The 14973-nt window shown below is 58.8% G+C and carries 12 protein-coding genes; 4 read left to right on the forward strand and 8 right to left on the reverse strand.

The window, feature by feature from the left end; all coding sequences use genetic code 11:
- Window positions 1–13: 13 nt before the first annotated feature.
- From HG800_RS22470 to HG800_RS22480, 3 genes are read right to left on the reverse strand one after another with little or no spacing between them, the layout of a single operon-like run.
- Entirely contained in the window at window positions 14–598 is a 585-nt protein-coding gene (locus HG800_RS22470) for a hypothetical protein (protein WP_169979766.1), read from the reverse strand.
- Complete coding sequence (locus tag HG800_RS22475; RefSeq protein WP_315852091.1) at window positions 598–2013, reverse strand: helicase HerA domain-containing protein; 1416 nt, start codon at window positions 2011–2013, stop codon at window positions 598–600. Before HG800_RS22475 ends, HG800_RS22470 begins: the two co-directional genes overlap by 1 nt.
- Before the next feature lie 22 nt (window positions 2014–2035).
- Window positions 2036–2827 (reverse strand): helix-turn-helix domain-containing protein, encoded by a 792-nt coding sequence (locus tag HG800_RS22480; RefSeq protein ID WP_169979770.1) that lies wholly within the window; start codon window positions 2825–2827, stop codon window positions 2036–2038.
- Window positions 2828–3023: 196 nt separating this feature from the next.
- Here HG800_RS22480 and HG800_RS22485 point away from each other — a divergent pair, with 196 nt between their 5' ends.
- Window positions 3024–3620 (forward strand): hypothetical protein, encoded by a 597-nt coding sequence (locus tag HG800_RS22485; protein ID WP_169979772.1) that lies wholly within the window; start codon window positions 3024–3026, stop codon window positions 3618–3620.
- Between the two features lie 70 nt (window positions 3621–3690).
- Here the strand turns inward: HG800_RS22485 and HG800_RS22490 are convergent, their stop codons facing one another.
- A complete protein-coding gene (locus tag HG800_RS22490; protein WP_169979774.1) occupies window positions 3691–4251 on the reverse strand; it encodes a recombinase family protein in 561 nt (186 codons plus the stop codon).
- A gap of 215 nt (window positions 4252–4466) precedes the next feature.
- On the opposite strand from HG800_RS22490, the gene HG800_RS22495 reads away from it, so the two are divergent.
- From HG800_RS22495 to HG800_RS22505, 3 genes are read left to right on the forward strand one after another with little or no spacing between them, the layout of a single operon-like run.
- Window positions 4467–4709, forward strand: coding sequence for a type II toxin-antitoxin system Phd/YefM family antitoxin (locus HG800_RS22495; RefSeq protein WP_169979776.1), 243 nt, complete (start codon window positions 4467–4469; stop codon window positions 4707–4709).
- Window positions 4706–5083 (forward strand): type II toxin-antitoxin system VapC family toxin, encoded by a 378-nt coding sequence (locus tag HG800_RS22500; RefSeq protein WP_169979778.1) that lies wholly within the window; start codon window positions 4706–4708, stop codon window positions 5081–5083. Before HG800_RS22495 ends, HG800_RS22500 begins: the two co-directional genes overlap by 4 nt.
- 25 nt (window positions 5084–5108) lie before the next feature.
- The gene (locus tag HG800_RS22505) at window positions 5109–5420 is read left to right on the forward strand and encodes a WGR domain-containing protein (protein WP_169979780.1); all 312 of its coding nucleotides are present in this window, start codon (window positions 5109–5111) and stop codon (window positions 5418–5420) included.
- Between the two features lie 89 nt (window positions 5421–5509).
- On the opposite strand, the gene HG800_RS28305 is transcribed toward HG800_RS22505, so the two are convergent.
- The 4 genes from HG800_RS28305 to mobF all read right to left on the reverse strand — a co-directional run bounded on the left by HG800_RS28305 (window position 5510) and on the right by mobF (window position 14911).
- The gene (locus HG800_RS28305) at window positions 5510–10984 is read right to left on the reverse strand and encodes a calcium-binding protein (protein ID WP_169979782.1); all 5475 of its coding nucleotides are present in this window, start codon (window positions 10982–10984) and stop codon (window positions 5510–5512) included.
- The gene (locus HG800_RS22515; RefSeq protein ID WP_169979784.1) at window positions 10974–11537 is read right to left on the reverse strand and encodes a hypothetical protein; all 564 of its coding nucleotides are present in this window, start codon (window positions 11535–11537) and stop codon (window positions 10974–10976) included. Before HG800_RS22515 ends, HG800_RS28305 begins: the two co-directional genes overlap by 11 nt.
- A 117-nt stretch (window positions 11538–11654) precedes the next feature.
- Complete coding sequence (locus HG800_RS22520; protein WP_169979786.1) at window positions 11655–12239, reverse strand: hypothetical protein; 585 nt, start codon at window positions 12237–12239, stop codon at window positions 11655–11657.
- Window positions 12236–14911 (reverse strand): MobF family relaxase, encoded by a 2676-nt coding sequence (gene mobF / locus HG800_RS22525; RefSeq protein ID WP_169979787.1) that lies wholly within the window; start codon window positions 14909–14911, stop codon window positions 12236–12238. Before mobF ends, HG800_RS22520 begins: the two co-directional genes overlap by 4 nt.
- Window positions 14912–14973 lie beyond the last annotated feature (62 nt).

Below are 14973 nucleotides of genomic sequence, written 5' to 3' on the forward strand. Positions count from 1 at the left end.
CCTCTCAGCGCGGTCAGCGCCGCCAGCTCCGGAAATCCTCGCGGAAAATCTGAGCTTCCGACTGGGCGTCGTAGGCGTTCTGGGCCATGCGCACCTGCCGCAGGTGGATGAGCCCGATGTGGAGGGTGCCCGCCACCGTGACGAGGAGCAGGTAGATGCCGAAATTGGCGCTCAGCGGCATCAGGGCCGCCGAGAGGGCAAGGCTGCATACCGCCTCCCCGGCCCAGAACGCGTCGCCGAGGAACGAAAACCACGAGCGGCCGATATACTGCGAGTGCCGCCGGGTGAGATTGATCTGCGTGCATGCGCCCTGGAACATCATCAGGCCGAGCTGGGCCAGCCAGAGACGGTAGCCCCAGGTGTCGGGCGGCATGGCGGTTCGCTGCCCGGTCAGCTCGATGAAGAGCGGGAACCCGCCGACGGCCGTGATGGCCGCGCCGGGCCCGATATAGCGGCGGCCGAACGTGCCGGGCACGCGCCAGAGGAGCTCGTGCTGCACGGCGAACCAGTGGATCACGCCGGCGAGGATGCCGAGCGTACCGACCGCGCCCTTGTAGGGGTTGGGCGGCGTCATGCCGTCCTTGTAGGGGGATTCCATCAGCGCTTCTCCTTCAGATCGAGGAAGCGGTAGCGTCCGCCCGACATCAGGACACACTGCCCCACGTCGAACCGGGCGAATTCCTCGGGACGAATGATTGGTTGATATTGTTCCGAATAGCCGTAGCCCTGGGCGCATCCGAGCACGTCGTCGAGCGAGCTGATTTCCTTCGGCTGCTCCGGCCTCGGCTGGGCGGACATCATGAAATCCCGCTCCATGCCGATGAGCTTCGAGACATATTCGTTGGTCTTCGGCTCGTTGTTGCCGAAGGCGATCAGCGTGCGATGCTGGCTCGCGAACGCCTGCGCCTCGCGTTCGGCCTTCATGTCGCCTCCGAGGGCCGATTCCAGGACCTCGAGCCCCTGGACGGCGTCGATGTGAGAAAGCATGTGAGAACGTGCAACCGTGGCGACGTTCCAGTCCCAGTCGGGAATCAGGAACTGGGCCGCCTCATCCCTGCAGATGATCAGCGGCCTGCTGACGGTGCTGGCATCCCTCCTGAGCGCGTACATCTGGAAGAGCATGATGAAGGCGGCATTCACCACCTTCCCGGCGACGTCGTGGGTCAGCACCGGCGCGTCGATGGGCATGACCCAGCCCTCGCGCTCGGCGCGGGCGAAGTCGAGCGTGGTCTCGGTGCAGAACAGGTCGTGGAAATCGACGAGCAGCCTGCCCGTCAGTCCCGAATTCATGCTCAGGACCGCTCCGCGGCCCTTCGATCCGACGGTGGCCAGCTCCCTGAGGAAGAAATCGACGACGCGTTCGTATCGCCGCTCGGTCCTCGGGTCGCGGGTGCCGGCGTCGAACTCGCGTTTCCGGAGCCGGGACGCGGCCTCGAGCATCTGGCCGCATTTCGACGCCTTGTACGCGTCGGAGTTGATCTCTTCCCGGCTGGCGGGCGAGGTGGCGAGCGCGTCGTAGGCGTCCTTCAGCGTGCCGGTGCCGTAGGCAAGCCTCGGCAAATCGAGGCTGCAGTTGGTGCCCTGCTCGAACAGATTCGCCCAGTAGGCCTCGTCACCCCGGGAGCCGTCCTGCCGGACACTGATCTCGTTGAGCCGCATCAGGAAGCGGGTGGCCTGGGCGGTCGAGCCGCCCGGCATGGTCATCAGGTAGTCGGCGAGATTGACCCTGAGCGGCCCGTCCGGCGTGATGGGGTGGTAACGATCGAGTGCCCCGGCCCGCTCGCAGATGCGGCGGATCTGGGCAGCCTCCGTGAATTTCGCGCAGGCGACGATGATGCAGCAGCCCAGCCGGATGAGCGCCTCGATGATCCTGTACATCGTGTGCGACTTCCCCGAGCCGGTGCCGCCCGTGAAGAGAAGGTGCCGGGTCAGGGCGTCGGTATCGAGCGGAACCGGCCCGATGGACGGACCGGGAGCGCGACGGCGAGTGAGCATGGCCGTTGAACCTCGCATTCGTTGGGATGGAAGAGCGTGATCAGCCTGGCAGGTACTGCCAGCCCTCCGGCGGCGTATCCGGGAAGCGCCTGAGCCGGTCAATCAGCGCTTTCAGATCCTCGATCAGCGCGCCGGCGTTATCGTCCTTCAGCGACTGGACGACGAGCTTCCTGCGGCCGACGGTGAAGCTGACCTGCTTCGCCCTCTTCTCCTTGTCGCCCTTCATACGCTTGATGAAGAGAACCAGCTCGTCGCGCTTTCTCGGTTTCCCGTCCGGACCGGGGGTGGTGGCGAAGCTGATGGCTTTAGCCTTCTGCTCGCCGCACAGCGGCGCGATAACGGAGAGCGAAGAGTGGCAAACACCCTTCTCCAGAAGCGCCTTCCTTTCATCCTCAGGAAAGAGCGAAAGGCTGAGCGCCCGGCTGATCGTAGCCTCGGAACGGTCGAGAAGCCTCGCCGCCTCTGCCTGCGTCATGCCTTCGTCCAGCAAGGCCGCAGCATCTTCGGCGATCTGATCGAGGGTGAGCTTCTTCTTCAGGTCGCTCGTATGCTTGATGCGAAGCGCCTCGGACCGGGAGACCGGCTTGTCGAGCACCAGAGCCATGAACTCCCTGTCGCGGGACAGGCACCAGGCGAGCCTCCGGTTGCCGTCGAGGCAGAGCAGCGGTTTTCCCGGATTGGGATTCGGGCAAACCATCCCGGGAAATGTCTGTCCGTTTGTGTCGAGCGACGGGGCGATATCGGAGAAATCCCTCTCACGGCCGTTGTTCTCGGCGAGGAAATCGACGTCCCGGGGGGGTATGGCCCGGACGGGTAGCACGTCTCCTGGCATCGCATCCTCCATCCACGGAAAGGCTGAAAATCGTCCGCCAGCGCCCCGACTGGCATTGCCATCCTGTGTACGCCTGTTACACTATAGGAGTGCAGCTACCATAGGAGCGACACTCCTATAGTAGCGTCACTCCTAGGCGGTGCAAGCCGTCGGCACGGTTTTTGCGCAGGTTCTTTCACGGGGGTGTTTCACCGACATGGAGGCCGACACCAGAAAAATGCTGGCCCGGCTCGGAACGCTGAATAAAGACGAGCTGGGCACAGTTCTGAAAATGCTGGAAACTGTTATTGGTGAAATGATCGAAATGCGTGCCGCTCTCGTCGAGGCGAGGACCGGGCATGCGGATAACAGCAAGCCCAAAAAAACACGGAACAACTTCCGGCAATTTCACACGGGAATCCGGCTGTTACGTCATGTTGTATCAGATATTGATGTGGCTCTTGTTGAGTACCGGACGAACCGCGACCTTGAGCGCCGCGTCAAACACTCGGGAGATTCCGGTTTTGCAGAAAAGAAGAAAATCGTCGGGGTGATAGGCAGAGCATTAGAATCCGCCGGGGCACATCTCCTTAACCCAAGCACAGGAGAGCCCGCAAACATCTATGCAAACGCAAGCCCTGATGGCAAAGGCAGATACCTCTACGAAGATAAAAAAACAAAGAAGCGATCAAATTCCAGTGATACTATTCTGAAGCTATTGCCCCTGCATTTTGCTACGATTGTTCCCGGCGATGCTGATGAGGACGACGACGAGGACGGAGTGCCAGAAAGCAAGGGCAGCATAAATGAATAGAATGTCAGCTGTTGTTTCTCGCTGACGTTGCACTGGCAGCCTGTCGTGGTGGTATCGGTACAGCTTCCGGCTACGGCCGCAGATATTGATACAGCGTCTCCCTGCTGATGCCGTATTCCCGGGCGAGCGCCGTCTTCTTCTCGTCGCCTGCAGCCCGGCGGCGCAGTTCAGCCACCTTCTCCTCCGTGAGTGCCTTGCCCCTGCCCCGATAGACGCCTTTCTGTCTGGCGATCGCAATGCCTTCCCGCTGCCGCTCGCGGATCAGGTCACGCTCGAACTGGGCGACGGCACCGAGCACCGAGAGCATCAGGTCGTTCATCGGCGAGGCCTCGCCGGTGAAGCTGAGATTCTCCTTGATGAAGCGCACCCTGACCCCCCGCCTCGTCTGCTCCTGGACGATGCGGCGCAAATCATCGACGTTGCGGGCGAGCCGGTCCATCGAATGCACGACGATGGTATCGCCCTCGCGCACGTAAGCGAGCAGCGCCTCCAGCTCCGGCCGCTTCGCGTCCTTGCCCGATGCCTTGTCGGTGAAAACCCGATCGACGGTGACGCCCTCCAGCTGGCGCTCCGTGCTCTGGGTAAGGCTGCTTACCCTGATATATCCGACCTGTTGCCCGCTTCCTGCCATGAGACCCTCCTGAATTGTCAGGAAAGGTCTAAGACCCTCCGGCGCTTCTGTCAAGTTATTATAATTGCAACCCTATCCTGACAGGTTTCGCCGAAAGCTCCTGACGTCAGGTTAGGGTGTACCCTATCCGGACAGGCCGAAGGTATTCATTATGGTTGCGCACGAACCGGACTTAGTTTATATTAGTCACAACTAAGCTAAGGCGGACTAAGACTATGACTCTATCGAACATCCACGAGGCGAAGACGCAGCTTTCGCAACTGATCAACAGGGCCCTTGCAGGCGAGGAAGTCGTCATTGCCCGGGCAGGAGAGCCGCTGGTGCGGCTGATGCCGGTCTATCCGGACACAAGGCCGCGTCAGGGCGGGCAGCTTCAGGGCAGGATCCGCATGAGCGACGACTTCGATGTCTTCGGCGAGAAGCTCGAGGAAATGCTCTCCGCCGGGGAGGGTGCTTGAAGCTGCTGCTCGACACCCGTGCCCTGCTGACCTGGCTCGATGATCCGGCGCTGATGCAGGATGAGGCCCGGCTCGCAATCGCCAACGGACGGAACACGGTCTACGCGAGTGCGGTATCAATGCAGGAGATTGCCCTGAAGGCATCGCTTGGCCTGCTCGATGCGCCGGAGGATCTGGCAGGAAGCCTTGAAGCATGCCGGTTTACCGGGCTGCCGCTGACGGTGGCCCATGCCGCCGCTATCCGGTCGCTGCCGCCGATTCACCACGATCCATTCGACCGGGCGCTCATCGCCCAGGCGAAGGCCGAAGGGCTGACGATTGTCACCTCCGATGCAACCATTTGCCGGTACGACGTGCCGGTACTTGCGGCCTGAACGGACGAGGGAAGGGAGACCTGCCATGAACGTCTTTGCTGCAACCCTGGAGGCCTGCGACCCGGCGAGGGGGCATTACCGGGCCTACCGGCTAGAAGCGGGAACCGACCTTTTCGGGGCATGGCTGGTCGACGTGACCTATGGCCGGATCGGGGCGAGGGGGCGCACCATCCGCTATCTGGCCCGTGATGAAGCAGAAGCAAAGAAGCTGGTCAGGCAGAGCCTCCGTCGGCGCGGCACCGCTCGGAAGCGTATCGGCGTTGGATACGAGCTACGAGAGTTGGTGGATCCGGGCGAATGGCTCGAATGCTTCGACAGCGAATTCCGGGAGGGCTGAACGACGAGGCCAACGAAATCCCATGAAGGATGGTCCTCACTATCGCTATGAACGAAGGCCCATCTCACAGGCTCTGCGGGCAGGAGCTCTTACGCGAACGTGAAGTCGGCGCTGGTCAGATTCCCCAGAGTGACGTTGCTGAGCGTCAGCGTATCGCCATTGCCGAAGTCAATGACGGTATCGCTGCCGACCTGCGAGGCAAGGGACATAACGCTGCTGAAAGAGCTGACGCCGGAAAAGCCGGAGAGCTCAATCGTGTCATCCGTGCCACCAGCTAGGAAATCGGTGATGACGTCCTGGTCGTGGCCTGAGTGGAAGACGAAGAGGTCGTCGCCCTGCCCGCCGATCAGGGTGTCATTACCAGCCATGCCGTTCAAGGTGTCCTGGGAATTCCCGGCATAATCACCACGCAAGGTCTGATCCGCTGCATCGCCAATCAGCACATCGTCGAATAAGGTTCCGCTAAATTTTTCAATGGAGATAAACGTGTCGCCATACGCGAATCCGGTATAATAGCCCGTGGTGAGGTTGATAGTGATACCTTCCGGCGCATCCTCGTAGAGCGACCAGTCGAGCCCGTCACCACCATCCAGCGTGTCGAAACCGCTTCCGCCGTAGAGCACGTCATTGCCGCCCATGCCATAGAGCGTGTCGTAGCCATTGCCGCCACTTAGCGTATTGCTGCTTGCGTTACCAGTGATCGTATCTGAAGCGTGACTGCCGGTGACATGCTCAATATTCACAAAGGTGTCACCAATGGCCTCACTGTCAGATGGGCCGGTGCCTGTTCCAGCGGTCAGATCCACGATCACAGCCACTCCGGAGTTTTCATAATACACGGTGTCCTGGCCTGAGCCTCCGTCAAAATGATCGGCTCCAAAGCCACCGGTAAACTTATCGGTTCCGGCATTGCCGTAGAAACTATCGTTGCCGCTGCCACCAAGCCAGAAATCATCGAAGGTGCCACCACCGATGAAGGTGTCTGCGTAAATGCTGCCGTAGAAACCTTCGAACCCGGTGAACGTGTCACCTGCCGCATCGCCAGTATGCACGCCGGTTGAGAAGTCAAGGGTTACGCCTGTCAGGGCATCGCCATAGGAAGCGAAATCAAACCCGCTTCCCCCATCAAGTGTGTCAGCTCCGCTACCGCCCATCAGCGTATCTGAACCTGCGCCGCCGAAGAGTTGATCGTCACCACCCGCTCCCTGCAAAATATTATTGGCGCTGCTACCTGTTATCGTGTCGGAACTTTGCGACCCTCGGATGTTATTTATATTGACATAAATATCTCCATTAGCATGTCCGCCGGTATGGACGCCGGTCGCCAGATTGATGGTCACAGCCTGGTTGCTGTCATCGTATTGAGCAAAATCTCCACCGGTTCCACCATCGATAATATCGGCTCCGGCACCGCCGAACAGGTGGTCGTTACCACTGCCGCCGTTGATCTGGTCGTCACCAGCATCGCCGTACAGCCAGTCGATTCCATCGCCCCCGTTGAGCGTGTCGTTGCCGTCGAAACCGAGGATGCGGTTATCACCAGCATCGCCTGTAATGGTGTCAGCCCCGTCGGAACCGTGCACGTTTTCGATGCTGACGAAAATGTCGCCTTCCGCGTCGCCGCCGGTGTTCGCGCCCGTGGCAAGGTTGACTGAAATCCCAATGCTGGAATCCTCGTAGCGTGCATAATCGCTGCCGCTGCCGCCATCAAGAATGTCGGCTCCGTCACCGCCGAACAGGCTGTCGTTGCCATTGCCGCCATACAGCTCATCGTCTCCCGCGCCGCCTTCCAGCCGGTTGTTCGAATCATTGCCGGTAATGACATCGGCAAAAGCAGAACCAGTCACATATTCGATGCTCGTGTATGTGTCACCCTCGGCCTCGCCGCCGCTTCCCGTTCCGGTCGCAAGATTTACCGTCACGCCAGCGGACGAGTTCTGATACTTCGCGTAGTCGGTGCCGCCGCCGCCGTCGAGAATATCCGCTCCCGCACCGCCTTCAAGAGTATCATTGCCGCCAAGCGCGGTTATATGATCGTTCCCGGAGGTGCCGACAAGGTTATCCACTCCCTCCGTACCCTCGATGAGGTTCACCAGACTGGCTTCATAGAGCTCCTGGAGGTTGTATTTGGTGCCGTCGGAGAAACGAACAAATTCCACCTGTTGGAAAATGCTGATAAAGTAGCCTGCGATGGTGATGCGGTCGCCCGTCCCATAGTCAATGAGCAAATCATCGGGATTCGTTGACGATTGAGTTATTGTGATCAGACCCGGGTCGCTTACGTCGTTGAAATGTATGACATCTCCCGCCCCGCCAGTATCAGTGACGGTGTCCTGGCCGTCCCCCGTGGTAAAGACAAAGGTTTCCCACCCGGTGTTCCCGTTAAGCGTGTCGTTCCCGGTGCCGCCTTCGAGTGCGTCACTCCGATTACCAGCGTTGAGCGTATCGTCGCCGCCCAAACCTTTAATCCATCGGACTAAGGCATTATTTCCGGATAATGTTTCACCCGAAGCGGTACCCTCTAGCACCGGAGCCTTCTGTTGAATCAAATCCCGCAATTTAATAGTCTGATTATCGGAGAAGATTACGTCAAAATTCGGTCCGTAATTTATCGTGCTTTGATTGGTAAGTATACGAACCTTTTCACCTGATGGGCCATATGTGAGTTCCGGATGCCAGACAGAGCTAAAATAGTAAAAACTAACGGAGATATCCTCATAGGAAATGTCCGGCCCGAAATAGATGGTGCCTGTGTCAGATGTTGCCCGGATGCGGTTTTCGCCTGTATCTGCCGCGAAATAATAGATGTCGTTTCCGCCCCAGTAACCTAATTCGTCTTTCCCATTACTGGCGATAAAGATGTCGTCGCCATGGCTGCCCTTCGAACCGTAGAGGAAATCAAGATCTGGCTCCGCTATCAAGAGCCGTGGTGTGTACAGATCGCTATTGTCGGACGACCACCAGTCCCTGACACCAAGTACATTATGTTCAATAGCAGGAATGTATTTACCTGCTGCTTCTGTGAGCGCATTTTGCACTTCGGCACCACTCAGGCCAAAATCTTCCGGGTTTTCAAGAAGAATCGAACCCAGGGATTGCCAGAACATCAAATTGCTGAACGCATCCTCCGGCTGTACGTCCGAGGCATTTTGCAGGACAGTTTCAAGCGTATCCTTAAACACCATGCGGTCCGAAGCAAAGTCATAATGAGACTCAATGAATACATCCTTGAAAACGCTCTGCGCGAGTAGGCGATCTTTCAGTTGGTCATAGAGCATAGAGTATGAGAGTTGCGTCTCGGCACGCTCGTCGGCATGGTTTGCCCCGGTCGGCACATAATCAACGTAGCTACTTACCCCATCCCAAATCTCAAGGGGTACACCCATCGCTTTTTCGAGAAACGTTATGGTATCAGCATCGAACGCGCCACGCTTGCCGGTGAGGCCGTACGTGCCCGCCCATTCGGTCAGGAAGTCTTCCACATCCTGCAGGGCCTGCAGCACGTCGCCGGTGCCGAGCGTCATAAGGTTTTGCGCCTTTGCATGCAATGCCGAATTCTGAGCATAGGCATAGTGTAGAGACGGCAGCTCACCATAGCCCCGCGACATGGGCAATTCACCGGCATCGTCTGCAACGGCCAGCGATCCTGCCGTGCCATCTCCGATGTACCAGGTGTCCATAGCATTCGTTTCGAAGAGCACATCGTAGTAGAATCTCACATTTGGATCGCCCTGAACGTAATACTGAAGGTTCCCCTGAACAATCTGGCCATCATGCGTCCACAGGCCGGTCGGATCGGTTGTGCCGACTTCAAACCCGGTGATTTGATACGTCGAGAGCGAATTCAGCTCCCCACTGTCCACGTGACCGTTGCTATTGAGATCACGCCAGATGCGAAGATTTGCGAATTCGGTGTCAGAGGCATCCAGTACCCCGTCGCTGTTATCGTCGAGACCACGAAATTTCGTCCACGCGCTGGTTCCGCCGTCGTTGCCGAACATCTCGGTGATGTTGTCTATCTCACCGTTGCTGTTTCTATCGCGCACGATGAACCCGTCGTCAGGCCCGAGCCAGGCTGTGCGTTGCGCAAATCCGGTGTTGTCCAGGTCAAACCAGACACTTCCCTCATCAACCTGCAGGAAATCATACAAATCCCCCGTGGGATATCCCAAATCTATGAAGAGTGGCGTGTGGTACGGCGTGCCCTCGTAATGCTCCGACGCCTCGTCGTCGGCTTCATCCCTTTCTTCCAAACGAATGCTAAGTTTGCCGTTATGAAAATTTTTGATGGTAATTGCATCGCCTGAAGGCGGTGAGAGTACAAGATCACCGTTGCTCTTTTCCAGTCGCCAGGTATTTGACCCGATCTTCAGCTCCCAGTACGTCGCCTCATGGTTTCCGTCCGGCTTGTAGGCGTCTCCTTTTATCTTTAATCCGTCGACTTCGAGGACGCCTTTGCCATCTTCGTCGTCAACAATGTCCGCACCGTATGTACCGGTGAAAATGTAGGTGTCGAAATGTTTGCCGCCTATGAGAGTGTCTTTGTCTTCATCATTGGCGCCTCCGATGAGGGTGTCATCCCCGCCATAGCCGTAGATTGTATCCTCACCGTCCATGCCTTCCAGACGATTTTCGCCGTCGAAATCGTTATAGCTCGCTTCTCCGACTGAGTTTTGTCCAGTCCCTTTTACAGGGCTGTTCCCATGAATGGTGTCATTACCTAGTCCTCCTTTCGCATTCTCAATGCTGGCATGATAAGCTACAAAAACGTATTCTTGTCCGATCTTAGAATGAAACTGATTTCCATTTGTGTCGAAACCTGCACGCAAATCGATCAGGTTTGAGGCGTAAGCGTTTGCAACGCCTTGTGAGGCGTCCAGTGTATCCTCACCACCGCCATCCCAAATGGTCCGAGCAATGTTTGCGCCTGTGAATGTGTAACTTGTATCTGTTGCATTGAAGTTTTGATTTGCACCGTACATTTTTTGAAGAGTAGCGATGTCAAAGATCATTGGGGTAGTCGGAACAGCGCTTCCGCTGTTGTATGACATGATTGTGCTGTCGGTGTTATAATCAGGGTCTGTGCCAAACTCCAGGTGTTTTGGATGGTCTAACCCCAGTGAGTGGCCGATCTCGTGGAGATACAGGCTTAGCGGCTGGCCTGATTCCATAAAAATTCCGGAATAGTGAATCCATTGATAGCCAGTAAATGGGTTTGTCAAAAATGGTGTAAATGATGCACCCTCAATTGTTTGTCCAGGTCCGTCCGTGACGCTAGGAGTCCCCAGTATTCCAATGTTTGCATCTTCCGGATCGGAAGCCAGGCTAAACGAAAAGGGGGCTACAGCCCCCCACAAGTCGAATGCCTGCTGGCCCAGCGTGCTGTTCCCGGTGGTAACTGGAGTTGTGATTGTACCTGAAGCTCTTGATTGCAGGTCGCTATTAGATGTAAAGAATAGCGTGTTGAATGTGTAAGTTATATTTAGTTGTAAGGTTCCATTAATGTCAGTCCACTTGACGGGGTCTTCCAGTTCGCTAATTGCGGTGCTCGGGTCAGTTATCATCGTGTGATATGTCCATTTCCGTTAATTTCTTTACTATGTCGTCGCCCTGTGTGGTTTTTATCACAGGAGGGCAATTGGTCGGGTCGCCTTCATCACCGTTGCGGGCCGTAACGAGATGATGTGAGTCTGATCCAAGATGGGGGTCATTAACCTTGTATCCCATAATGATGTAGCTGTTATTTTTCTCGAAATAGCACCTTTCGCTGCTACTAAGTCTGTTCTGCGGCTTGCCCGCTGTGTTGTACAGTCCTTCTACCCATATTTGCTGTTCAACATCGCCTTTGTATGAGGTTTGAACGTTGATGAGCGCCCAACAGCTGTTTGAGTAGTAATTTGTCGCGTGGTGTTTTGCTGCAACTTCAAGAACGGTGCCAGAAACAATTACCGGAACATGATCAACCCATTCCTCCAGTGATAATTGACTCGGGGAGCAATAGTGCTGCAAACTGCTTTCGATGTATGTCGGGATAGTATCTTCAAGGGAACAGGCGGTAAGAAATACTGTAGCCAGAGCAACTGGGGAAGCTTGTAAAACAGAATTTAGTTTCAGCATTGAATGTTCGGAGGCTGATAGAGTGAAGTATGGTTCCCTTAAACCATTAGTTGCCGCAGCTGTCTATCAAAAATTGACTTGATATTTATTGTATTGGACTTTTTGCTTATGCCGTGTTTACGCTTCTTCCACTACAATCTCTGTCACCACCGTCGCCCCCTCGTCCTCTTCGAGCTCTTCGCTGTCGTCACTCTCACGCACCCAGGGCACGCGGCAGCGGAGCAGGCCCTCGTAGAGCCGGGCCGTGCTGCCGTCCCGCCTGCCGTTCAGGTTGAGCCCGGTGATGGTGACCCGGACGATCGTGCCGTCGCCCTGGACGATCTTGAGGCCGATTCCACGGGACGGATCATACGTATAGTCGGAAATCGTCGCAACAGGGAAAGCCCTGCGGTTGCCGTTTCGGAAGCGAAGGTCGAGCGTCTCGGCCCGGTCGCGGATGCCCCGGTACCAGCCGAAGGACCCGCAATCCTGTTCGCCGGTCGTTTCCTCCTGGTCGCGTCCGGTCGCCTCGATGAACGAAACTTCGCGCCTGATCTTCTCGAGCGGGTCTTCGGCCAGCCCTGTCTGCATCGCAACACCCCGTGCCACGTGAATCGGTTGAACCTGTCTGCCGCCTGCGATGCTGCGCCCTGCTCTGGAATGGCGGGCGCGTTGTAAGTCGAATCTCTTTATCCCGTTACGGTTGATTTCTGATTCTGTCAACGGGCAAATTCCGCCTGCCGGCTGCGGTTCCGCTCGAAGGTCTCACGCACCTGCCGGACCCGCTCCCGGAAGGCTCTCACGAGCTGGAACCGGTAGCGGCGGAGGCGCTCACCCGCCTGCTCCGCCAGGCCGTCGAGGGCGGCGGGCTTCGCTTCCGAGCGGGCGAAGGCATCGCGCAAGTCTCCCGCGTCCGGGCAGTAGAAGCGGCAGGCCTCGCGGGCCCTGGTCGCCGAGACATAGAGCTGCTCGGCCGAGGTTGCACGCATGGATTCTCTGCCTTGCGCAACGAAGGCGAGATCGACGGTTTTCCCCTGCGCCTTGTGCGAGGTCATCACCCAGCCACCGGCGAGCTGTCCGTAGCCTTTGTCGATGGTCCAGCCGTTTGCGAGCTTCAGGTGCCCCTCCTTCGTGAACCCGGCGAGCTCGTAACAGGCACCGGAAGTGAGCCGGTGGCCGTCCCGGCTTTTGCCTCCGGCCGTGATGCGGATGCGGTCCCCTTTGGCAAGCGTTAGCTTCTCCTCTAGGAAAACCTGAAACCGCTCCGCCTGATCAAGCGGCAGGCTGTCGCGGTTTTCTTCCGTCACGGTCAGCCGGCTGCCCTTCCTGAATCCCCGCCTGCCGTTCTGGTGGAAGACCAGCACGTCGCCCGGCTCATAGCGGACAGGGTCCGACCGCTCCGCTTCGGTCAGGTGTTTCGGCTTCAGGGTGATGACTTCACGCTCCGCCCCGAGCCGGCCGGCGGCTTTGAGTTCTTCCCGTATGGCCCGCTCTAGCGCCTCGCCCTCGTGGTGGGTCGGGCAGATGACGATGGCCTCCTTCCCCGCCTGCAGGCTTTCGGTGAATTCCCGTGCAAGCTCTGCGTGCCGAACGGCTTCCGGCAGCTCGCGGATGAAGCCCAGCGCCTCCAGCCGGTCAAAGCCCTCCGTCAGCCTGCCGGCCGCCAGCGCCCTCGCCGCCTCGCGGTAGCCGCCGCGCTGGCGGCGGATGGAGGAGAGTTCCGCAACCGGCAGCCCGGCCCTCGTCTCGAGCAGCCGGAGCGGCGAGCCACGCTCCACCGGTGCGTGCTGGCGGATGTCTCCGGAGAGGATGATGCGGGCGCGTTTCGCCTCCGCCAGCCTGAGCACGCTGGCGAGCGTTTTCGTGCCGAGCATCCCGGCCTCGTCGATCCAGATGGTCTGGCGCTCAATCCGCTCCTGCAGCTTCGGATCGACCAGAAGCCGGGCGACGGTGGAGGCTTCGAATCCCTCGGCCGCGAGCACCTTATTCGCCGCTTCGGCGGTCGGGGCGAAGGCGAGGATGTCCCTGCCCCGCTGCTCGCAATACGCCTCCGCCACCTCGCGCATGAGCCTGGTCTTGCCGGTGCCCGCCGCGCCTTTGAGCAGCATTACCCGGTCGGTCGAGCGCATGAGCGCCTTAAACGCTCTCGCCTGCCCGGCATCGAGCGTCTCCGGGACGCTGAGCGGCCGGTCGAAGCGGGCCATCGGCAAGCTCGCACCCCTCCCCTCGCGGGCAATCGCGAGCATCGCCCGCTCCTCGGTAATCACCTCCTTCGTCGTCACAGGCCTGCGTTCACCCTTCAGGTGCACGATGCCGTGGCGTTCTGCGCCCGCTTCCTGCTTCACCTGCTCCGGCGTGACCGAGCCGGTGCCGAAGCGAAGCGCGGTCTCGAGAAGCGCCCGTTCGGGCACGCAGGCGTCGCGCTCGAAGCAATGGCGGATGGCGTGATCGAGCGCCGCTTCCGCCGTGATGGCCTTCCCGCCGCCGACGCTCCGGGAAGCGACCGCATCGATGGCTTCCCGCTCCTGCGGGCCCAGGCGCTCCATCCAGCGGCCACGCAGCTCCTCCATGGATAGTGCATCGGCCTTGCGGCTTCGGGTTTTGGCCCCGAGCCGGTCCTTCTCCTTCGCACTGGTAATGCCCTTCGTACCGGCTTCCCGCTCGATCGCTTCCGTCCGCCGCGAGAAGGCCTTTAAGGTTTGCTCCGGGATGCCCGCGATCTCGAAAGCCTTCGCCTTCCGCTCGATCCCGAAACCGGCTTCCGCCAGATTCCGGGCCAGCCGGGCATGGAACGCCGCCTCGAAATACGGAGCATCGGCCTGTATGGCCGCGATATCGATCGCCTTCCAGCGTTCTTCCTTCGTGCACCAGGCCGCGTTCGGCACGAAGCAATGGGCATGCAGATGCGGATCGGGAATGCCCCCTTCGGGCCTTGCCGTCAGATGCACGTACAGGCCGTAGGCCCAGTTACCGGAGATATGCTCCGCCTGCTGCCCGCCCTTCCTGATGCGGGTGCGGACGTCCGCTTCCATCTCCTGCATCGTGTCGCTGACCGCATCCCGGAAGGCGGTGAGGATGGCCTCATCCCGGGTCAGGCCGTAGAGGAGCGAGACGGATTTCGGGGCGTGGAAATTGATGTCGTAGCCGGCCCGGCGTTTCTCACGCGTGCGGGCGGTGAGACGCTTTCCCGTGTTCGGGTCGAGATTATCACAGAGCGCAGAGAATGCAGCCTTCGTAACCTCGCCGGCGAGTCCCAGCCGTTCGGCGGCACGCCCGCCCCAGCGGCCGGGAAGCTCCTGGCCGTGTTCCCTGTCTTCGCCGGGCGCGTAATAGTCCCCACGGGTGTAATACCCCTTCGCCGCCCCGGCATGATCGCACTGGATGACGCGCAGCATGCCGCATCATAAACCGTTCCCGCACCGCGTCAACGGATGAAGCTATGCGATTGCCTCCGTGA

This window comes from Tautonia rosea (assembly GCF_012958305.1).
Lineage (GTDB): Bacteria > Planctomycetota > Planctomycetia > Isosphaerales > Isosphaeraceae > Tautonia > Tautonia rosea.